General features: G+C 55.2%; 22 protein-coding genes and 1 tRNA gene. 18 read left to right on the top strand and 5 right to left on the bottom strand.

The features are described 5' to 3' along the window. Positions 1-3: 3 nt before the first annotated feature. The 4 genes from coaE to HEQ34_RS02690 are packed head-to-tail and all read right to left on the bottom strand — an operon-like array spanning position 4 to position 2,832. The gene (coaE, locus tag HEQ34_RS02705) at positions 4-603 is read right to left on the bottom strand and encodes a dephospho-CoA kinase (RefSeq protein WP_296197018.1); all 600 of its coding nucleotides are present in this window, start codon (positions 601-603) and stop codon (positions 4-6) included. Then, the gene (gene aroE, locus HEQ34_RS02700; protein ID WP_296197015.1) at positions 600-1,409 is read right to left on the bottom strand and encodes a shikimate dehydrogenase; all 810 of its coding nucleotides are present in this window, start codon (positions 1,407-1,409) and stop codon (positions 600-602) included. The genes coaE and aroE overlap by 4 nt, the downstream gene beginning before the upstream one ends. Continuing rightward, positions 1,406-2,002 (bottom strand): nucleoside triphosphate pyrophosphatase, encoded by a 597-nt coding sequence (locus tag HEQ34_RS02695; RefSeq protein ID WP_296197014.1) that lies wholly within the window; start codon positions 2,000-2,002, stop codon positions 1,406-1,408. Before HEQ34_RS02695 ends, aroE begins: the two co-directional genes overlap by 4 nt. Further along, positions 1,999-2,832, bottom strand: coding sequence for a pyruvate, water dikinase regulatory protein (locus tag HEQ34_RS02690; protein ID WP_296197012.1), 834 nt, complete (start codon positions 2,830-2,832; stop codon positions 1,999-2,001). The genes HEQ34_RS02695 and HEQ34_RS02690 overlap by 4 nt, the downstream gene beginning before the upstream one ends. Before the next feature lie 302 nt (positions 2,833-3,134). On the opposite strand from HEQ34_RS02690, the gene hemE reads away from it, so the two are divergent. The 4 genes from hemE (at position 3,135) to HEQ34_RS02670 (ending at position 6,850) form a co-directional block, all read left to right on the top strand. Further along, positions 3,135-4,166, top strand: a complete 1,032-nt coding sequence (gene hemE, locus HEQ34_RS02685) for a uroporphyrinogen decarboxylase (protein ID WP_296197009.1) — start codon at positions 3,135-3,137, stop codon at positions 4,164-4,166. An 18-nt stretch (positions 4,167-4,184) separates the two neighbouring features. Next, positions 4,185-4,628, top strand: coding sequence for a CopD family protein (locus HEQ34_RS02680; RefSeq protein WP_296197007.1), 444 nt, complete (start codon positions 4,185-4,187; stop codon positions 4,626-4,628). Positions 4,629-4,844: 216 nt separating this feature from the next. Next, positions 4,845-6,101: a transcription termination factor Rho gene (gene rho, locus HEQ34_RS02675; RefSeq protein ID WP_296197004.1), complete on the top strand. Its 1,257-nt coding sequence runs from the start codon at positions 4,845-4,847 to the stop codon at positions 6,099-6,101. Between the two features lie 38 nt (positions 6,102-6,139). Next, positions 6,140-6,850: a YjbE family putative metal transport protein gene (locus tag HEQ34_RS02670; protein WP_296197164.1), complete on the top strand. Its 711-nt coding sequence runs from the start codon at positions 6,140-6,142 to the stop codon at positions 6,848-6,850. A 39-nt stretch (positions 6,851-6,889) separates the two neighbouring features. On the opposite strand, the gene HEQ34_RS02665 is transcribed toward HEQ34_RS02670, so the two are convergent. After that, positions 6,890-7,600 (bottom strand): dienelactone hydrolase family protein, encoded by a 711-nt coding sequence (locus tag HEQ34_RS02665; RefSeq protein WP_296197001.1) that lies wholly within the window; start codon positions 7,598-7,600, stop codon positions 6,890-6,892. A 90-nt stretch (positions 7,601-7,690) separates the two neighbouring features. Between HEQ34_RS02665 and HEQ34_RS02660 the strand changes: the two genes are divergently transcribed. From HEQ34_RS02660 to pabB, 14 genes are all read left to right on the top strand, one after another. Then, complete coding sequence (locus HEQ34_RS02660) at positions 7,691-7,951, top strand: DUF6489 family protein (RefSeq protein WP_296196999.1); 261 nt, start codon at positions 7,691-7,693, stop codon at positions 7,949-7,951. Positions 7,952-7,958: 7 nt separating this feature from the next. Continuing rightward, positions 7,959-9,254 carry a tRNA uridine-5-carboxymethylaminomethyl(34) synthesis GTPase MnmE gene (mnmE, locus tag HEQ34_RS02655; protein ID WP_296196996.1) on the top strand — a complete coding sequence of 432 codons (1,296 nt, stop codon included), beginning with the start codon at positions 7,959-7,961 and terminating at the stop codon, positions 9,252-9,254. Between the two features lie 68 nt (positions 9,255-9,322). After that, a complete protein-coding gene (mnmG, locus tag HEQ34_RS02650; RefSeq protein WP_296196992.1) occupies positions 9,323-11,194 on the top strand; it encodes a tRNA uridine-5-carboxymethylaminomethyl(34) synthesis enzyme MnmG in 1,872 nt (623 codons plus the stop codon). Next, complete coding sequence (gene rsmG / locus HEQ34_RS02645; protein ID WP_296196990.1) at positions 11,191-11,859, top strand: 16S rRNA (guanine(527)-N(7))-methyltransferase RsmG; 669 nt, start codon at positions 11,191-11,193, stop codon at positions 11,857-11,859. Before mnmG ends, rsmG begins: the two co-directional genes overlap by 4 nt. Beyond that, positions 11,856-12,635: an AAA family ATPase gene (locus HEQ34_RS02640; RefSeq protein WP_296196987.1), complete on the top strand. Its 780-nt coding sequence runs from the start codon at positions 11,856-11,858 to the stop codon at positions 12,633-12,635. The genes rsmG and HEQ34_RS02640 overlap by 4 nt, the downstream gene beginning before the upstream one ends. Next, positions 12,632-13,564: a ParB/RepB/Spo0J family partition protein gene (locus HEQ34_RS02635; protein WP_296196984.1), complete on the top strand. Its 933-nt coding sequence runs from the start codon at positions 12,632-12,634 to the stop codon at positions 13,562-13,564. The genes HEQ34_RS02640 and HEQ34_RS02635 overlap by 4 nt, the downstream gene beginning before the upstream one ends. Positions 13,565-13,603: 39 nt before the next feature. After that, positions 13,604-14,443, top strand: a complete 840-nt coding sequence (locus HEQ34_RS02630; protein ID WP_296196982.1) for a cytochrome b/b6 domain-containing protein — start codon at positions 13,604-13,606, stop codon at positions 14,441-14,443. Next, positions 14,440-15,213, top strand: a complete 774-nt coding sequence (locus tag HEQ34_RS02625) for a molybdopterin-dependent oxidoreductase (protein ID WP_296196979.1) — start codon at positions 14,440-14,442, stop codon at positions 15,211-15,213. The genes HEQ34_RS02630 and HEQ34_RS02625 overlap by 4 nt, the downstream gene beginning before the upstream one ends. A gap of 327 nt (positions 15,214-15,540) precedes the next feature. Further along, positions 15,541-16,653 carry an S-(hydroxymethyl)glutathione dehydrogenase/class III alcohol dehydrogenase gene (locus HEQ34_RS02620; RefSeq protein WP_296196975.1) on the top strand — a complete coding sequence of 371 codons (1,113 nt, stop codon included), beginning with the start codon at positions 15,541-15,543 and terminating at the stop codon, positions 16,651-16,653. A gap of 18 nt (positions 16,654-16,671) precedes the next feature. Further along, positions 16,672-17,052 carry a VOC family protein gene (locus HEQ34_RS02615; protein ID WP_296196971.1) on the top strand — a complete coding sequence of 127 codons (381 nt, stop codon included), beginning with the start codon at positions 16,672-16,674 and terminating at the stop codon, positions 17,050-17,052. Positions 17,053-17,066: 14 nt separating this feature from the next. After that, a complete protein-coding gene (locus HEQ34_RS02610; RefSeq protein ID WP_296196970.1) occupies positions 17,067-17,573 on the top strand; it encodes a prolyl-tRNA synthetase associated domain-containing protein in 507 nt (168 codons plus the stop codon). Then, on the top strand, positions 17,570-18,415 hold the full coding sequence (gene fghA, locus HEQ34_RS02605) for an S-formylglutathione hydrolase (protein ID WP_296196967.1): 846 nt from the start codon (positions 17,570-17,572) through the stop codon (positions 18,413-18,415). Before HEQ34_RS02610 ends, fghA begins: the two co-directional genes overlap by 4 nt. Before the next feature lie 53 nt (positions 18,416-18,468). Beyond that, positions 18,469-18,542, top strand: a tRNA-Gly gene (locus HEQ34_RS02600). A gap of 14 nt (positions 18,543-18,556) precedes the next feature. After that, positions 18,557-20,323 carry an aminodeoxychorismate synthase component I gene (gene pabB / locus HEQ34_RS02595; protein WP_296196965.1) on the top strand — a complete coding sequence of 589 codons (1,767 nt, stop codon included), beginning with the start codon at positions 18,557-18,559 and terminating at the stop codon, positions 20,321-20,323. Positions 20,324-20,388 lie beyond the last annotated feature (65 nt).

Genomic DNA, 20,388 nt, shown 5'->3' with positions numbered 1-20,388 from the left:
CGCTTATGCAAGTCCCACCCGCAGCTTTTTCACAAGGGCACGCACATCGGCGCGCGTTGCCTCTAGTTCCTTGCCCGTATCGATCACATGGTCGGCCCGGGCACGCTTTTCGGCATCGGCCATTTGCAACGCCAAAATATGTTCGAATTTGTCTGGCGTCATATTAACCCGTGCGAGCACACGTTCGCGCTGAACCGGGGCAGGTGCGCTGACAACGACGACAATATCCACGGCGGCTTGCCCGCCCTTTTCAAACAATAAGGGGATGTCGAACAATATCATATCCGCGTCTTGATGCGTTGCCAGAAAGGCCCTTCGGCGTTCGGCTACAGCGGGGTGGACAATCGATTCCAACAATGCCAACCGGTCGCGGTCGCCAAAAACAGCCGCACCAAGCGCTTTACGGTCGACGCCCTGCGGCCCCGTCGTTCCGGGAAAGGCCGATTCAATTGCGGGCACAAGCGCACCGCCCGCCTTTTGCAGGTCGTGCACCACGGCATCGGCGTCAAAAACCGGGACGCCTTCGTCGGCAAACATTTCCGCAACCGCCGATTTACCCATGCCTATGGAGCCTGTCAGGCCAATGATCATCGGCTTTTTCATTGCAACAAATATGCCCGCAACGCGTCTTCATCATCTTCGGGTGGAGCAACGCCGAAAAACAATTCAAACGCAATTGCCGCCTGTCCCACCAGCATTTCCAGGCCATCGACCGTTTCCAAATCACGCATGCGCGCCGCTTTTAACAAAGGCGTCTCTATCGGCGCATAGACGAGGTCGTATACAATGGCATGTTCAGGCAAGGGGGAGAGGTCAATCTCAAGCGCTTCCTGCCCAACCATGCCCAACGGGCTTGCATTCACCAGCAACGCCGCATCAGGCACGCGCGCGTCAAAACCAATCACTTTGCCTTTCAACCCGAAATGCGCGAGCAAACCCGCCGCCTTCAAACCGTTGCGCGCAACCAAAACGACTTCGCCGATATCGGCCTGCGCCAAAGCGAAGAGCACTGCCCGCGCTGCCCCCCCTGCACCAATGACGACAGCCGTTTCACCCGATATGGGGATATCCGCGATGGGGCCATAAAAGCCACCAACGTCGGTATTGGTCGCGACAAGCACGCCGGCGTCATCGCGAAACACCGTGTTAATCGCGCCGATCGAGTGGCGCACATCACCCGGGTCAGCCACAAAATCGAGCGCCGCAATCTTGTGCGGTATCGTGATGTTGCACCCGCGCCATGCGGCATCGGCCGCGCGCTCGGCAAAATAACGCTCCAGATCATCAGGTTGCACTGCATGCGCCCGATAATCACCGACCAATCCCAATACTTGAAGCCAAAAATTGTGAATCAGCGGTGATTTGGAATGCGAAATCGGGTGCCCGATCACTTCGGCATAATATGTCATGTTGGTAAAAGGCCTCTTATGCGCAGATAATCAAGCAGTGGAAGCAACGGCATCCCGATAATCGTAAACTGGCTACCGCTGACGTTTGCGAACAATTGCGCGCCCTCGGCTTCAATCCGGTAGCAGCCGACGCAGTGACGTATTTCATCCCAATATGTTCGGACATAATCGTCGATAAACTGGGGACTTAGGTTGCGCATCGTTAACTGCGCGGTGTCTATAACGCGCCAGACAGGTTCGCCTTGCTCGCAGATAACTGCCGCGCTGATCAGCCGATGAACCTTGCCCGAAAGCTGCGCCAAATGCGCGCGGGCGTCATCAGGCGTTTCGGGTTTGTCAAAAATAAATCCATCGGGACCAACGCAAATCTGATCGCATCCCAACACCATCGCGGTGGGCATTTTGCGGGACAGTTTGCGCGCCTTTGCCTCTGCCAAGGCATCGGCAATATCGCGCGGTTTGGCGCCAGCCTGAACCAGTGATGCTTTGATGCTCTGTTCATCAACCAATGCTGGAACCGCTTCTAATGATACCCCTGCTGCGTTCAACATCGCGATGCGCCCAGCGCTTTGTGACGCAAGGATAAGGTTCACGAATCAACCACTTGCGCCAGTTCGCGCTCATTGAACAAATTGATAATCGCCGCAGCACTTTCCTCGATCGACCGGCGTGTCACGTCCAATACGGGCCAGCCATTGTCCGCAAACATACGCCGCGCATGGGCGACTTCAGCGCGCACTTTTTCTTCGTCCACATAATCGGTGTCGGGTGACTGGTTCAAGGACAGCAGACGGTTGCGTCGCACCTGAATCAAACGCTCCGCGCTCGTGACAAGGCCAATCACCATCGGGTGCTTCAGTCGAAACAATATCATTGGTGGGGGTGATTCCGGCACGATGGGGATATTCGCGGTCTTATATCCTCGGTTGGCGAGATAAATGCTCGTTGGCGTTTTTGAGGTCCGCGATACCCCCGCCAACACAATGTCCGCCTCTTCCCAATTTTGCGCATTAATACCGTCGTCATGGGCAATGGTGAACTGAATGGCCTCAACACGCGCAAAATAGGCAGCGTCCATCACATGTTGCCGACCCGGGCGCGCCTTGGCCTCTTGGCCCAACATGTTCGACATGGCATCACTCACCGCATCGAGCGCAGCAACCGCAGGCAAACCCAAAACCCTGCATCGCGTTTCCAATTTGCGCCGTGTATCCCGATTCACCAAAGTGAACAGCACAAGTCCGGGATTAGCCGCCACATCGGTCAATATCCGGTCCAAATGGCTTTCCGAACGCACCATGGGCCAGAAATGCTTGACCACATTTTCTGCGCCGTCAAACTGCGCCAACGCCGCTTTGGCGATGTTTTCCAAGGTTTCGCCCGTGGAGTCCGATAACAAATGTAAATGAAAGCGCTGGCTCATGGCTGACAGTCTTGTTGGCAGGCTGGGGATAAATCAAGGGACAAGTTTTGCGGCATGCATTCTTAGCTATTACCCCGAATGTACCGCTCGATTCGGACACAGGCTGTCCACAACGGAAATCTAATATGCACAGGCTGTGGATAATGGGGAACAAATTTGCGAATCCCGTTCCACCCCTTTGTTCACACGCGTCAAGATGTTGGCAATATCCGCAAAAGCTTTTAAGGCCTGAGCTATCAACAGCGCATCATCTTTCATCATCCTTTATATAAATATATATTTTGATTGGTTCTCTCTTTTCTATGTCTGCGCAAAGTCCGAAAAAACTGCTTAACGTCCTGCGGGGCAACCAAGAAGCTATCCGGCCCATGTGGCTCATGCGTCAAGCGGGTCGTTATCTGCCCGAATACCGCGCGTTGCGTGCTAAAAAGGGTGGGTTTTTGGCGCTAGCTTATGACAGCGATGCGGCCTGCGAAATCACTTTGCAACCGATCCGGCGTTTTGGTTTTGACGGTGCGATCCTGTTTTCGGATATTCTCGTGATCCCGCATGCCATGGGTCAGGACCTCTGGTTCGAAACGGGCGAAGGTCCGCGGCTTGCTCCACGCTTAGCGGAATCGCGGCTTGAAGATTTTGTGCCAGCACCTGAACGGCTTGCCCCAGTCATTGATACGGTGCGCAAGGTGTCGGCAGAGCTGCCACCCGAAACAACCTTCCTGGGCTTCGCTGGAAGCCCGTGGACGGTCGCTACCTACATGGTCCATGGTCAGGGTAGCAAAGACCAAGCGGAGGCCCGTAGAATGGCGCATGCGGAGCCTGAGCGCTTTGGAGCGCTGATCGAAGCCATCATTTGCGCAACCGTGGATTATTTGGGAGATCAGATTGATGCCGGCGTTGATGCTGTGCAATTGTTCGACAGTTGGGCAGGGTCATTGTCGCCCGCGCAATTTGAAAAATGGGTCATTGCACCAAATGCCGAAATCGTCCGCCGGTTAAAGGCCCGCAATGCCAATGCAGTCATTATTGGCTTTCCCAAAGGCGCAGGCGGAAAGCTTGCGGCTTATGCCGAAGGGACAGGCGTGGATGCCTTAGGATTGGATGAAACCGTTGATCCACATTGGGCCAACCGCGAATTGCGCAAGGGTCTTCCCGTGCAAGGCAATCTTGACCCGCTTGCGTTGATCGCAGGCGGCGATGTATTGAAGGATGCAGTGACGAATATCCTCAGCGCCTTTGAAGACCGGCCACATATCTTCAATCTTGGTCATGGTATCCTGCCGGATACCCCAATCGAAAATGTTGAACTGCTTCTTAATCTGGTCCGCAAGGCTTAGCCCATAAAGGCCGTTTTTATGACGGAAACTCTATCTGTGTTGTATATCTGGCTCAAATCCGCTCACATTATTTTTGTCATTTTCTGGATGGCGGGATTATTCATGATCCCGCGCTTCTTTGTCTATCATCAGGAAAGCGCGGAAGGATCCGAAGAGGCCGCCAAATGGGTGGACCGCGAATCCAAGCTAATCAAAATCATCTTGAATCCTTCCATCATTGTGGTCTGGGTGTTGGGGCTCGTTCTGGCATGGAATATTGGCGCAATGGCCGATGGCTGGTTTCACGCCAAATTGCTGTTTGTGTTGGGGCTGTCGGCTTATCATGGCTGGGCCGTCGGCTACGCCAAGAAACTGGCGCGTGGCGAACGGCGGCTAACGGGTAAGCAATTACGGTTGTTCAACGAAGTCCCCGGTATTGCGTCCGCGATCATTGTGATATTAGTCGTCGCTAAGCCGTTTTAACGTCTCTTTGCAGGCATTTTTTGAGAAGAGTTGACGTTGCGCCCATGCGCGAGTATTTAGCAGCTCAAGCCCGTCCTGGGCATGCGGCGCGACCTTCACAATACGCGCCATCAACTTTTCATTATTTAACCGGTTGGCTTTTTACAAACCGGTCATACCATCGGGCGATATGCCCATCCACAATGCGGACTTATGGTCCATCCAACGGAATTATCTATGCATTTGAAAGAGCTGAAAAGCAAAAACCCCGCTGACCTTGTATCGATGGCTGAAGAGCTGGGTGTTGAGGGCGCGTCTACCTTGCGTAAGCAGGATTTGATGTTTGCGATTCTGAAAGAGCTTGCTGAAGATGGCGAGCAGATCATGGGCCTTGGCACGATTGAGGTTTTGCCGGACAGTTTCGGTTTCTTGCGTTCGCCAGAGGCCAATTATTTGGCAGGTCCGGACGATATTTATGTGTCGCCTAACATGGTGCGCCAATTTGGTTTGCGCACAGGTGACACCGTCGAAGGCGAAATTCGCGCACCAAAAGACGGCGAGCGTTATTTTGCCCTGACCAAGGTATTGAAGATCAATTTCGACGATCCCGATGTCGTCCGCCATCGCGTTAACTTCGATAATCTTACGCCGCTTTATCCAGATTCAAAGCTCACGCTCGATTCGCTTGACCCGACGGTCAAGGATAAGTCAGCGCGCGTCATCGACATCGTCAGCCCGCAGGGCAAGGGCCAGCGCGCACTGATTGTTGCGCCGCCCCGCACGGGTAAAACTGTGCTGCTGCAAAATATTGCGCGCGCAATTACAGAAAACCATCCTGAGGTGTTCTTGATCGTTCTTCTAATCGACGAACGGCCCGAGGAAGTGACCGATATGCAGCGGTCGGTAAAGGGGGAGGTTGTATCTTCCACCTTTGATGAACCCGCAACGCGCCACGTTCAAGTTGCTGAAATGGTAATCGAAAAGGCAAAGCGTTTGGTTGAACATAAGCATGATGTTGTCATCTTGCTCGATTCCATCACCCGCCTTGGCCGCGCCTATAACACCGTCGTTCCGTCATCGGGCAAGGTGCTTACCGGCGGTGTCGACGCCAACGCCTTGCAACGTCCAAAGCGCTTCTTCGGCGCGGCACGGAACATCGAAGAAGGTGGGTCCTTGTCTATCATCGCCACGGCTTTGATCGATACCGGTAGCCGCATGGACGAAGTTATTTTTGAAGAGTTTAAGGGTACGGGCAACTCCGAAATCGTGCTGGATCGTAAGGTCGCTGACAAGCGCATCTTCCCAGCATTGGATGTCGGCAAATCCGGTACGCGTAAGGAAGAGTTGTTGGTCGAGGAAAGCAAACTCAAGAAAATGTGGGTGCTTCGTCGCATCCTCATGCAAATGGGCACGATCGACGCAATGGAATTCCTGCTCGACAAGATGAAGGATTCGAAGACCAACGAAGACTTCTTTGACTCGATGAACCAGTAAGCCAGGTATTTCGGAGTTATGTTGTGATTGATTTTCTCATGGTCGCCTCGACCGTCACTAATCTGGGTGGGCCCGCTGATATTTGGGCTGCCATCGTCAAGGATTTTTCCAACATTACCGAACCTGCGGCCTTTGCGGCCTTTATGCAGGTGTTGTTGATCGATCTGGTGCTTGCGGGCGACAATGCGATTGTTGTGGGCGCTTTGGCGGCGGGTCTGCCTGCGGATCAGCGTAAGAAAGTCATCCTCATCGGTGTCCTCGCGGCCTTGGTGCTGCGCATCATCTTTGCGCTGATGGTGACATGGTTGCTGGGTATCGTTGGTCTGGTGCTCGCAGGCGGCTTGTTGCTGCTGTGGGTCGCCTGGCGCATGTATCGCGATGTTAGGGGGCATGCCGGTGAATCGCCAGGCTCGCCCGAAATCGTGGGTGACGAACATTCGGGTCTGAAGTCGACCAAAACCTTTGCAGGTGCCGCATGGGGCGTTGCAGTTGCGGACGTATCGATGAGCCTCGACAATGTTCTGGCGGTCGCAGGCGCGGCGCGCGAACATCCCGGAATCCTCATCGTCGGCCTGATTTTCGCGGTCGCCCTTATGGGGATCGCCGCCAATATCATTGCCCAATATATTGAGCGGTATCGCTGGATCGCATGGGTCGGCTTGGTGGTAATTGTCTATGTTGCGGTTAAGATGATAGTCGAAGGCTGGAGCGAAGTGCAGCCTTACGCTATGGGTTTTGCAGGCTTGTAATAACGCATAAGGGCTCCTTCGCAGGGAGCCCTTATAGTTTCAGCCCAAATGCGCGGCGAAAAACGCGGCTGTGCGTCCGTCCGCCAACTCTGCGCCTTCCACATTCCTGCGATTGCCCATTTCCGCCGCAAAGCCATGGTCAAGACCTTCATAGTCATACAGCGTCACCTTTGGGTGATTGCCAAGGCCAGCGTGAATTTTGGCCTGTGCTTCTGGACCAACCAAATGGTCAGCGGTCGGGATGTGCAGCATCAGGGGATTGGCGATGGCGTGGCTTTCCTGCAGCATCTGGTCAATCATCACGCCATAATAGCCGACCGACGCGCTAATATCTGTACGCGTTGCCGCCATGTACGCCAGCCTTCCGCCCAAACAATATCCAACACAGCCGACCTTTTCGATCGGTGATTGGCCGGACAGGCCTGAGCGGACGGCGTGAATCACGGCCTCAATATCGCGCACCCCGTCATCGGCATCATATTGACCGAAATAGCCAAATGCCTGCTGAAGTTCGGCCTCGACGTCGGGGTTCAATTCCACCCCCGGTGCAAAGCGCCAGAAGATATCGGGTGCGACCGCGAGATAACCAGCAGCTGCCAAGTGGTCGCATTTCTGCCGAATGCCCGCATTCACGCCGAATATTTCTGGAATGATGATAATCGCGGCACGCGCACTTCCCGATGGCGCGGCCACATAGACGGGAAACAGGGCATCCTCACCCAGCGCGTCAATCTTCACATATTCACCCATTTTATGCTCCTTAGCGGAAATTCTCCGCAATTGCGTGATTCGACTTAGCCTTTATAGTGATGCCTATCGGTAAATAGGAGGGCGCGGCCCATGAAGATGAACATTGAAATCGATTGTTCCCCTGAAGAGGCCCGGGCGTTTCTTGGACTTCCCGATGTCACGAAAGCAAATGAGGCTTATGTCGAGAAGGTCACCAGCCTTATGAACAAAGCTGGCGGCATCGACCAGTTGCAGGAGCTGGGAAAGCAAATCGCGCCCATGGGGCAAATGGGTCTGCAATTGTTTCAGCAATTGATCGAAACAGGTGCAAAAGCGGCAATGTCTGGCCTGAACAAGAACGACAAAAAATAGCTTTGTGATGAAAACCGCTGACACGATTTTCGCGCTGTCCAGCGGCGCGCCGCCGGCTGCTATTGCCATCATGCGGATCAGCGGACCTGCGGCTTTTGACATTTTGCGCGGCCTATCCGGACGAGTCCCGTCACCGCGAAGGGCGTCCTTATGCAGCCTGTATTCGCCAGAAACGCAGGAAATATTAGATCAAGCGCTCGTGCTCGTCTTTCCCGGCCCAGACACGGCCACAGGCGAAGATCTGGTGGAGCTTCATCTCCATGGCGGCCGCGCCGTGGTGCGCGCCGTTGAAAATGCCATTGCCAGTTTACCTGGTGCCCGGCGCGCAGAAGCTGGAGAATTCACCCGTCGTGCCTTTGCCAGCGGCCGAATGGATTTGAATGAAGCCGAAGGCTTGGCTGACCTATTGTCGGCAGAGACCGAATGGCAGCGCCGTGCCGCCGCCAAGATGTTTGGCGGGGCATTCAGCACAGCGATTGAAGACTATCGGCAAGACGTGCTCCAACTGTCTGCGCGCACCGAAGCGGAGCTAGATTTTTCGGATGAGGGTGACGTAGAATCGCAACATAATGTAGCAATTACAAATATTTGTGAAGAATTACGGCAAAAAATGTTACAATTACTGGCCAGCCCGCCTGCCGAAAAGTTAAAGGATGGGTTACGCGTCGTCTTGGCCGGTCCACCCAATAGCGGAAAATCGACTTTGTTAAATGCGCTGGTCGGGCGGGAAGCAGCCATTGTCTCTGATATTGCCGGAACCACGCGCGATATGATTGAAGTGCCGGCGGCGGTCGAGGGGGTGGCTTTGTTGTTCACCGATACAGCAGGCCTTCGCGACGATAGCGCCGACGTCATAGAACGCATCGGCATCGACCGAAGTCACGCCGCGATGCAGCAAGCGGACATATTGTTATGGCTTGGCGCGGAAGGTGCAGGGCCCACCCACGCGAATCTTATTGAGATAGCCGCCAAATGCGACATCATAGTCAATGCCGAAAAGTCTGCCGACGCCATAACCGTCTCGGCTCAGACGGGTGCTGGCATAGCTGAGCTTCTCCACCTAGTGGCGGCAAGGGCCAAGACGCTTCTGCCGCCGCCGGACCAGTTTGCCATCAACGCGCGGCAAAGGGCCTATTTGGAGGACGCCGCAACTGCGCTCGCGGCATGCAGTGATTCCGCAGACTGGTTGATTATCGCGGAAAACTTGCGGCAAGCGCGTCGCGCACTCGACGCCCTAACGGGCCGTGCGCACACCGAAGACTTGCTCGACACCATCTTTGGAAAATTCTGCGTAGGGAAATAGCCTGTTTCACGTGAAACAGGCCGTCACTCTTTTTTGACCAGCGGACATTCTTCGTATATGCGCGACGCATGACGACCGATTTCGACATCATACTTGTGGGTGGTGGCCACGCGGGGACAGAGGCGGCGGCGGTTGCTGCACGCATGGGTTTGCGGGTCGCTTTGGTCAGCTTTGACAAGCATATGATCGGTGCGATGTCTTGCAACCCAGCCATTGGTGGCCTGGGCAAGGGGCATTTGGTGCGTGAGGTTGACGCGTTTGATGGCCTGATTGGACGCGCCGCCGATGACGCTGCGGTGCATTATCGCATGCTCAACGCGTCAAAAGGGGCGGCAGTGCAGGGCCCTCGGATTCAAGCAGATCGCAAATTGTTCAAGGCGTCAATTCAAGCGCAGCTTGCGGGTTTGGAGAACGTACAGATTGTTGAAGCCGAAGCGGCGGCGCTGCATTTTCTGCCGAATGCACCCACGCGCGTTGCAGGCTTGGTTCTGGGCGAAGGGTCCATCATCACATCGGCCGCAGTGGTCTTGGCCACAGGAACGTTTCTCGGCGGCAAGCTTTTTCGTGGCGAAGAGCGGCTCGACGGCGGCCGCGTGGGCGAAGCATCCGCCATGCTGTTGGCGCAGCAATTGCGCGGCGCAGACTTGCCCATCGCACGATTGAAAACGGGTACGCCGCCCCGGCTTGACGGGCGCACGATTGATTGGTCGCGTTTAGAAATGCAACCCTCCGATGATGATGATTGGACAATGTCATCGATGCGCCCCCGCCGGTCTGTGCCGCAATTATTCTGTGCGATGTCACGCACCAATGCCCAAACGCACGACATCATCCGTGCTGGCCTCCATCGCTCGCCGCTTTTTGGTGGCGATATTGAGGGGAGGGGACCGCGTTATTGTCCGTCGATTGAAGACAAGATTTTTCGGTTCGGCGATCGCGAAGGGCATCAGGTATTTCTGGAGCCAGAAGGCATCGACAGCCATCTGATATATCCCAACGGTATTTCAACGTCGCTTCCAACGGATATTCAAGCCGCGATGGTGCGGTCCATGGCGGGTCTTGAACAATGCGAGATTGTCGTGCCAGGCTATGCCGTTGAGTATGACTATATCGACCCGCGCTGTTTAGATTCCAGTCTGGCGGTGCGCGGCTTTGAGGGGCTGTATTGCGCGGGACAGATTAACGGCACCACGGGTTATGAGGAAGCAGCAGCCCAAGGCTTATTAGCCGGCATGGGCGCGGCTTCGAAGATTTTGGCGCAGCCCATGCCGCCCATTGACCGGACCAATAGCTACATCGCGGTGATGATCGACGATCTAACGCTGCAAGGTGTGACTGAACCCTATCGCATGTTAACGGCGCGCGCGGAGTATCGCCTGCGCCTGCGCTCCGATAATGCGGCGTCACGGCTGACGCCGCTGGCCATGTCAGTGGGCGCTGTGGGCAGCGAACGTGCGGGCGCTTTTCAGGACCGGCTTTTGCAGCAGAGTGCACTTCAAAGCAGGCTTCAAGAAACAGTCAGCGCCGATGTCCTGATCAAACAAGGTATCGATGTGAAGCAGGATGCTGGCAAAATGTCGTTGTTTGACTGGCTGCGCTTTCCCCAGCTATCGCTTGCCCAGTTGTTGGAATTGGATGACGCACCCTGGCCGCAGGACCTGATCATGGAGTTGGAACAAGATGGGCGATATGCGCCCTATTTGGCAAGGCAAGAGGCAGAGATAAACGACATGGCTGCCAATGAACAAATCCAACTGTCGGCGTTGATGAACTATCGGGCCATATCTGGACTGTCGCATGAAATGGTTGAGCGGCTTGAGGCGTCGATGCCCGAAAATCTGGCCGCTGCGTCACGGATCAGGGGCATTACCCCCGCTGCGCTGGCAGCCATTCTCGTGCACGCCAAGCGCGCCAAAACTGCTGTCGCGCAAGCCGCATGACGCAGACCGAAGCCGTTGCTTGGTTGAAGGCCCACCTAAATGTTTCACGTGAAACATTGGATGCGCTCGAAACATTCGTAGCATTTCTAAAGCGCGAAGCCGAAAGCCAGAATTTGATATCGGCCTCAACATTAGACCATATTTGGTCGCGCCATATCGTCGATAGTGCGCAGTTGCTGCTGTTTACCGATGCATCGGCGCGACAGAATAATTGGCTGGACCTTGGATCTGGTGCCGGCTTCCCGGGCTTGGTCATTGCCTTACTAACCAATTATAATGTGACCTTAGTCGAATCGCGTGCACGCCGAATTGATTATCTGCAAAGAGCGGTCGAAATGTTGGACCTGACGCACCGCGCACGCGTGGCGGGCGTGACATTGGAGCGCCTGGAAACCGCGCCCTATGCGGTCATAAGTGCCCGTGCCTTTGCGCCTTTGCCGAAATTGTTTGATCTTGCCGCGCGCTTCGCCACAAATAACACTTTGTGGCTATTGCCAAAGGGGCGTAATGCACAAGCGGAGTGGGACGGCGCGCAAGCACAATGGCGCGGAGATTTCCGCATCATGGACAGTGTAACAGACCAAGAGGCTGGCATTCTCGTCGGCACATTGTCGGGGAAACGCAAAGCGCGCGCTATCTTCGAAACACAGGGGCAAGAGAAATGATCCGGATAGCGATAGCCAATCAGAAAGGCGGTGTCGGAAAAACGACCACAGCCATCAATCTTGCCACTGCATTCGCTGCAAGTGGTTGGCGCTGTGTATTGGTTGATCTCGATCCGCAAGGAAATGCTTCCACCGGGCTTGGCCTGCAGCAGGCGCAACGGGTGCATAGCAGCTATGATTTGTTGCTCGGCGATGCATCTTTAAAGGATGCCGCCATTCCCACGATTATCCCGAACCTGGATATCGTGCCAGCAACCGTCGATCTGTCCGGTGCCGAAATCGAGCTTGTCGAATATGAAGATCGCACAGGGCGACTGAAGGCGGCGTTTGACAAATCCGATGCGCATTGGGACATCTGCCTCATCGACTGCCCCCCTTCGCTTGGGCTGGTTACTGTTAATGCGCTGGTCGCCGTCGATTCGCTTCTCGTCCCGCTACAGTGTGAATTTTTCGCGCTTGAAGGCTTAAGCCAATTATTACAGACGGTGGAGCGTATCCAGGGTCGATTTAATCCGGCGCTGTCTATCTTGGGCGTAGCGCTCACCATGTATGACAAGCGAAACCGGTTGACGGAACAAGTGGCCGATGATGTGCGCCGTTGCTTGGGCGATCTTGTGTTTGATACCGTGATTCCGCGCAATGTCCGATTGTCAGAAGCCCCCAGCCATGGGCTTCCTGCGTTGGTGTATGACCATCGCTGCGCGGGTTCCGAAGCCTATATGAAACTTGCACGAGAATTGATCGGCCGCCTGCCGGTCCGGGAGTTAGCAGCGTGAGCAATGATAATCCGTCCGAAAAGTCACCCTTGAAGAAGAAAATGGGCCTTGGCCGCGGCTTGGATGCCTTGTTGGGCGAAGCGTTGCGGGGCGACAGCCACTCTGCGAATTTCTCGGCAGATCGAGACGCGCGCAGCCAAGGCGTGACAAGCTTGTCGGTCATCGACATTCGTCCCAATCCCAATCAGCCACGGCGGCATTTTTCCGATGAGAAACTGGATGAATTGGCGGCAAGTATTGCGCGGCACGGGATTATCCAACCCATCGTCGTCCGGCCCTATCAGGGCGGATACCAAATTGTAGCAGGCGAGCGCCGTTGGCGTGCGGCCCAGCGCGCCCAATTGCACGATTTACCCGCGATCATTCGAAATTTTGACGACACGGAAACGGTTGAGATCGCGCTGCTTGAAAATATACAGCGCCAAGACCTGAATCCTATTGAAGAGGCGGAAGCCTATAAAAAACTGACCGAACTTTTTGGTCACAGCGCTGCCGAATTGGCGGAGCTGGTGCACAAGTCGCGCAGCCATGTCGCAAATATGATGCGCTTGCTGGATTTGCCGCATACGCTTCGTGACCTCGTCATCGAAGAAAGACTAAGCATGGGCCATGCCCGTGCGTTGCTAGGCAGTGACAATGCGGTCCAGCTTGCCATGCTGGTCATTAAAAATGGCCTTTCGGTTCGCGCAACCGAAGCACTGGTGCAGCAAGAGCGCGCGCCAAAGGCGAAAAGTCGCAGCGCGGCTGAGGCAAATGTGCCGGAAAACGCCGACATCCGTGCCGTGGAGTCACATCTTGGCGATCTTTTGGGGCTGAAGGTGCGGATCGCACAAAAGAATGACACGGGCGCGGGCGCAGTGACGTTTGAATATGGCAGCTTGGACCAGTTGGACATGCTGTGTCAGCGGCTCACGGGCGAGAAGTTTTAGCCCTCCGATAGCCGCATTGGCTTTCCGTGGGAGCGATGTATGGATGCAACGCAAGACATGACACAGAATGTGGCCAAGCGACACCGTCTGTCGACGCGACTCTGGCATTGGTTGAATGCGTTTGTCGCGACGATTTTGCTGATGAGCGGCCTTATGATCTTCAACGCCCATCCACATCTATATTGGGGCGATTTTGGCTCCCGCGAAGATTATGCATGGCTGCAAATTGACGATACGCGCACCACTGGCTTTGTAAGAATTGGAAGCGTGCGGGTCGAAACAACAGGCGTATTTGGGCTTTCCTTGGGCACAAATGACAATGTTCGGCGGGTCGCCTTTCCTGGCTGGGCAACCATCCCGACCGGTTATGATTTGGCTGCCGCGCGGCGGTGGCATTTTGCCTTTGCTTGGGCTTTCGCGTTGGGTTTGACGGCGTTTATGCTCGCTTCGCTGTTCAACGGACATATCCGCAAGGACTTGCACGTTCGCCGCGCGGAATGGAGCTTTTCTGCCATTTGGACGGATATCAAAAATCATGCCCGGCTGCGTTTAGGACCAGGAAATGGCTTAAGTAATTATAATATAATACAAAAATTCAGTTATATTGGCGTGATATTCCTATTGCTGCCGCTGTTAATCCTGACAGGTATCACCATGTCGCCCGCGATGAACGCGGCTTGGCCATGGTTGCTTGATCTCTTCGGTGGGCGGCAGTCGGCACGGTCGCTGCATTTTATCGCGGCCTTTTTGCTGGCGCTGTTTGTGGTGGTGCACCTGATCATGGTTCTGCTCTCTGGCCCGATTAACGGCATCCGTTCGATGATTACAGGGCGGCCTATGACCGTGTCGAAACCGGATCAGGGAGGGAAGCTGCCATGACAGAGGATCGCGCAACATTGCGCCGCCGCGATGTGTTGCGCGGCGTGACCTTGGGCAGCAGCGCGCTGATTCTCGGTGGTTGCGACGCTATGAATGAGAATGCAACTTTCCGGTCGGCATTACGCGCGGCGGAAAAGCTCAATCAGGCGACGCACCGCACGCTCACTGACCGGGCGACATTGGCGCCCGAATTTGCGCTATCGGACATTTCGCCTGTGTTCAAAACCAATGGTTCGCTGACGGGGACATCGACGGATTATCTTGCGCATCTTCAAAACAACTTCGCAGACTGGCGGTTGCGTATTGATGGCATGGTGGCCAATCCAATCAACATTGGGTTGGAGGCGCTAAGGGCGATGCCCGCGCGCACCCAAATCACGCGGCATGATTGTGTTGAGGGGTGGAGCGCGATTGCACAATGGCAAGGCACGCCGCTGCGCCTTTTGCTGCAGCAGGCCCGATTGTCGACGCGCGCAAAATATATCGTCTTTCATTGTGCCGATAACTACGGCGCACGCCCATATTATGAATCGATTGACCTGATTGATGCCTTTCATCCGCAGACCATATTGGCATGGGGCATGAATGGCGAAACATTGCCGGTAAAATATGGCGCACCCGTTCGGTTGCGGGTCGAACGGCAGTTGGGGTATAAGCATGCCAAATATGTCATGCGCATTGAGGCGACCGATGACTTGTCCAAATTCCATGGTGGAAAGGGCGGATATTGGGAGGATGTCGGCGACTATGAATATTATGCCGGAATCTAGGGTCAGGACCACTTAAATCCACCTTCGCGGTTTGAGGCCATACTGTTCAGTGCAAGGCGGCAAGCGCAGGGCTTAGTGGTTCTAAGTCCAAGCTTGCCAACGTGGCAATGGACAGTATGGGTCAAATCCGAAGGACGCCAAAATGGCTTCGATCTCGAAACAAAATGCCCTTGCAGGCAGAATGACTGCCTGCGGCGGACATTTTCCTTCGATATCTTTGCCATTTTGACGCCGCGAAGGTGGATTTAAGTGGTCCTGACCCTAAGCTTGCGCGGCCGCGCTGTTAATGGAAAGGCCGGTGATGGATAAAAAGGATACCCAATCAATATGAAGACCCGCGCAGCCGTTGCATTTGAAGCCAAGAAGCCATTGGAGATTGTCGAGCTGGATTTGGAAGGTCCAAAGGCAGGCGAAGTGTTGGTGGAGATTATGGCGACGGGCATTTGCCATACCGATGCCTATACGTTGGATGGTTTGGACAGCGAGGGCATTTTTCCATCGGTTCTTGGCCATGAAGGCGCAGGGGTTGTGCGTGAGGTTGGCGCAGGCGTGACCAGCGTCAAGGCGGGCGATCATGTGATACCATTATACACGCCGGAATGCCGCCAGTGCAAAAGCTGCCTTTCGGGCAAGACCAACCTGTGCACCGCGATCCGTGCGACGCAAGGCAAGGGGCTGATGCCCGATGGCACGTCGCGTTTCTCGTATAAGGGCCAGACGATATTTCATTATATGGGTTGCTCTACCTTTTCGAACTTTACGGTTTTACCAGAGATTGCGGTTGCCAAAATCCGCGAAGACGCGCCGTTTCAGTCAAGCTGCTATATTGGTTGCGGTGTCACGACGGGTGTAGGCGCGGTTGTAAACACGGCCAAGGTGCAGGTCGGCGATAACATCGTTGTGTTTGGCCTTGGTGGTATTGGCCTCAACGTGATTCAGGGCGCGCGTCTGGCCGGGGCTGGCATGATTATCGGCGTCGATATCAACCCAGACCGCGAAGAATGGGGCCGCAAATTCGGGATGACGGCGTTCCTCAATTCCAAGGGGATGAGCCGTGAAGATGTGGTCGCCGCAATCGTTCAGATGACCGACGGTGGCGCAGATTATACCTTTGACGCCACGGGCAATACCGAAGTCATGCGCACCGCGCTGGAGGCCTGCCATCGCGGTTGGGGCACGAGCATCATCATTGGTGTGGCCGAGGCGGGTAAGGAAATTGCGACGCGTCCGTTTCAGTTGGTGACGGGCCGCAACTGGCGCGGCACGGCCTTTGGCGGGGCCAAGGGCCGGACCGATGTGCCCAAGATTGTCGATATGTATATGACCGGCAAGATCGAGATTGACCCGATGATCACGCATGTCATGGGTCTGGAAGACATTAACAAAGCGTTTGAATTAATGCATGCGGGCAAAAGCATCCGCAGCGTGGTAGTGTTTTAATCGAAGGGAGAAACGAATATGTTTAGTCACATGATGGTCGGCAGCAATGATATTGCCCGTTCAAAGAAATTCTACGATGCAACCTTTGCCGCCATGGGCGGGAAGCCCGGCATACAGGATCCTAAAGGCCGTTTGATCTATATGCACAATGGATCGCTGTTTCTTGTCACACCGCCAATCGACGGCAACCCGGCAACGCATGGCAATGGCTCCACGGTCGGTTTTGCTATGACCCCGGACCAAGCCAATGCATGGCATCAGGCTGGCGTCGACAATGGCGGTGAGGCGATTGAAGATGCGCCCGGCATTCGCGAAGGCAATGGCATGAAAATGTACCTTGCTTATTTGCGCGACCCCGATGGCAACAAGCTATGCGCCTTGCACCGCGTCACGGACTGATAAGACTCAACGCTATGACCGATGCCGAAGCGCAGCTTTATACAGACCTAGCTGCGCTCGGCGTCGCCTATAAAGTCCATGAACATCCGGCGGTGTTTACCGTGGCCGAGAGTGCCGCGCATAATGATGCAATTCCCGGTGCGCATACCAAGAACCTGTTCCTGAAAGACAAGGCGGGGGATTATTATCTCGTGACCGTTCCGGCAGAAGCGCGCGTCGATCTAAAGGCGTTGCCTGCGGCGGTTGGGTGCGGCCGCGTCAGCTTTGGCAAGGCGGAGGATATGGAACGCTTGCTGGGCATCACGCCCGGTTCCGTAACCGCCTTGGCCGCGATCAATGATGCTGCTGGCGAAGTGCACTTCGTTCTTGACGCATCGTTGATGGCAGCGGGGCTTATCAATTGTCACCCGCTGCGCAACAGTGCGACCCTTGGCCTTGCGCCCGATGACCTTGTCCGGGCGCTGACCTTTTGGCACCACCCACCCTTGATCAAAACTATCCCGATATTGGAGCCAGCATGACCATAGAAACTGTGTCCACCAACGTTGCTTTTGGCGGCGTTCAAGGCGTGTATCGCCACGCATCGGCGGCAACGGGCACCGACATGACATTTTCGGTCTATGTACCTCCACATAAAGAGGGCGCAAAGCTTCCAATCGTCTGGTTTCTGTCGGGCCTGACGTGCACCCATGCCAATGTGACCGAGAAGGGTGAATTTCGGCGTACGTGTGCGGAATTGGGTTTGATCTTTATCGCGCCGGACACCAGCCCGCGTGGTGAGGGCGTTCCCGACGATCCGCAAGCCGCTTATGATTTCGGCCTTGGCGCGGGCTTTTACGTTGATGCCACACAAAAGCCATTCGATCAGCATTACCGCATGCGCAATTATATCGAAAATGAACTACCCGCCATCATCGCAGCGCATTTTCCCGCCGATATGCAACGGCAAGCGATTATGGGGCATTCGATGGGCGGACATGGCGCGTTGACCATCAGCTTGCGGAACCCGGGGCGGTTCCGTTCAACGTCCGCACTCGCGCCGATCGTGTCGCCCTTGAGCTGCCCATGGGGTGAAAAGGCGCTGGGCGGTTATATCGGGCAAGACCGGGCCCAATGGCGCGCCTATGACAGCGTTGCGTTGATTGCAGACGGCGCGCGCTTACCTGACCTTCTGGTTGACCAAGGGAGTGATGACAATTTCTTGGAGGCACAACTCAAAACGCATTTGCTTACCGAGCAGTGTGCCGCCGTGGGGCAGCCAGCGACCATCCGCATGCAGCTAGGATATGACCACAGCTATTATTTCATCTCGACCTTCATGGGCCAACATCTTACTTGGCATGCTGAGCGCTTGAAAGGCTAGGATTTTGGGCATTGGCAAAATCCTATCTGGCAGGGTAAAATGCCGAATGTTGCGCGGGTGTAGCTCAATGGTAGAGCAGCAGCTTCCCAAGCTGAATACGGGGGTTCGATTCCCCTCACCCGCTCCAACGACAATCACCGCATGATCCCTACGCAGGGGCCTTTTGTTCTGCTTGACGATGCGCGGACCCAAGGTGCATCACCTGCAAGGCTTTATATAAATCCGGTTGCAGTCCTGACAGCCCATGATGCTGACGGGTTCAGCGCGCTCCTCGTTTCGCTTCGGCAAGCGCAGCAAGACGGCCTGCATGCGGCCGGATTTTTCGGCTATGAGGCTGGCGCTCACCTCTTGCCTGGCCTGACGCCTGCGCCATCGGGATTGCGGGCATGGTTTGGATTATTCAATAATGTCAGTACTATAGACACAGACGTCGTGACGTCACTGTTACCCGACCCTGTTGGCACATGGCTGTCTGAACTGCGTCCGAGCATATCGCGCGACGACTATAGCCGGGCCTTTACCACGGTGCAGGAATATATCCGCGCCGGCGATATCTATCAGGCCAATCTGACATTCCCGCTGACGGCTGATTACGCTGGCGATCCCTTGGCTTTATACGCCGCGTTGCGCGCGCGGGCCCGCGCTGGCTATGGGGGCGTGATCTGGACCGGGCAGACACATTATCTGTCTTTCTCTCCGGAGCTGTTTTTTGCGTTGAAAGACAACCGGATAACGACCAAGCCCATGAAGGGGACGGCGCAGCGGTCGACCGATCCGATGGCCGATACACGGGCCGCCGCGCATTTGCGTATGGACCCAAAGCAACGGGCCGAGAATCTGATGATTGTTGATCTGTTGCGTAATGACTTATCGCGCGTCTGCACGGCGGGCAGCGTAAAGGTACCGGAACTTTTCCACGTTGAAAGCTATCCCACGGTGCACCAGATGACCTCTACGGTCACCGGCGCTCTAGCCGAGGGCCATGATGCCGTTGACGTCATACAGGCGTTATTTCCCTGTGGCTCCATCACCGGGGCACCGAAAATCCGCGCCATGCAAGTGGTCGAAGAGGTCGAAGCTGCGCCACGTGGCATATATTGCGGCTCCATTGGCCGGATAGATGACAATGGCGACGCCGCATTCAACGTTGCTATTCGTACTTTTACGGTGTGTGAAGAAGCGCAGTCCCTCTCGCTTGGCTTAGGATCTGGCGTGGTAGCCGATTCCATAGAAGCAGATGAATGGGCCGAGTGTTTGGCCAAGGGGGATTTCGCCAAAGTGGAGAATCATGGTTTTGACCTTATCGAAACGATGCGGTTTGAACCCATGGCGGGTATCTTGCGGCTAGAGGATCATCTTGAACGGATGAAATCCAGCGCGGCGTCCTTTGGCTTCGAATTTGACCGGCACGAACTGCGTAACCGCTTACATGCAAGTATTTTCTATCTCGACCGTCTCTCCAAAATCCGCCTGATGGTATCGCGGCATGGCGCACAGGCAGTTGAGATTCGGCCGTTGGAAGATGTAACTGAGTGGCGGGTTGCTGTGGTGCCGTTGCCCGTCGATGCGGGTGATTTCCGGCTGCGGCATAAAATTTCCGACCGCGCCTTTTACGATGATGCGCGCACATCACGGCCAGATTGCGATGAAGTGGTTTTTGTGCGCCGCGACGGCTTGCTGACCGAAGGGAGCATTACCGCTATATTTGTCGAGCGCGATGGTAAGTTGCTGACCCCGCGACTGGAAACCGGGCTGCTACCCTCCATATTGCGTCGTGAACTGCTTGAGGCTGGCAAGGCGGAAGAAGCCGACCTGAGGATAGAGGACCTGTCTGATGGATTCTGGGTCGGTAACAGCGTGCGCGGATTGATAAGAGCTAGTGGTCCTGACCCTAATAGGGTTGCGTAAATTTTGACGAGCCATTAGGGGCAGTCACGCAGTTTCAGCTCAATAATTCCGCGAAAGTATGATGA

It is taken from the genome of Sphingorhabdus sp. (assembly GCF_023910635.1).
GTDB lineage: Bacteria > Pseudomonadota > Alphaproteobacteria > Sphingomonadales > Sphingomonadaceae > Sphingorhabdus_B.
Note: the sequence above shows the minus strand (reverse complement) of the source record. Positions and strands in the feature narration are given on the sequence as shown.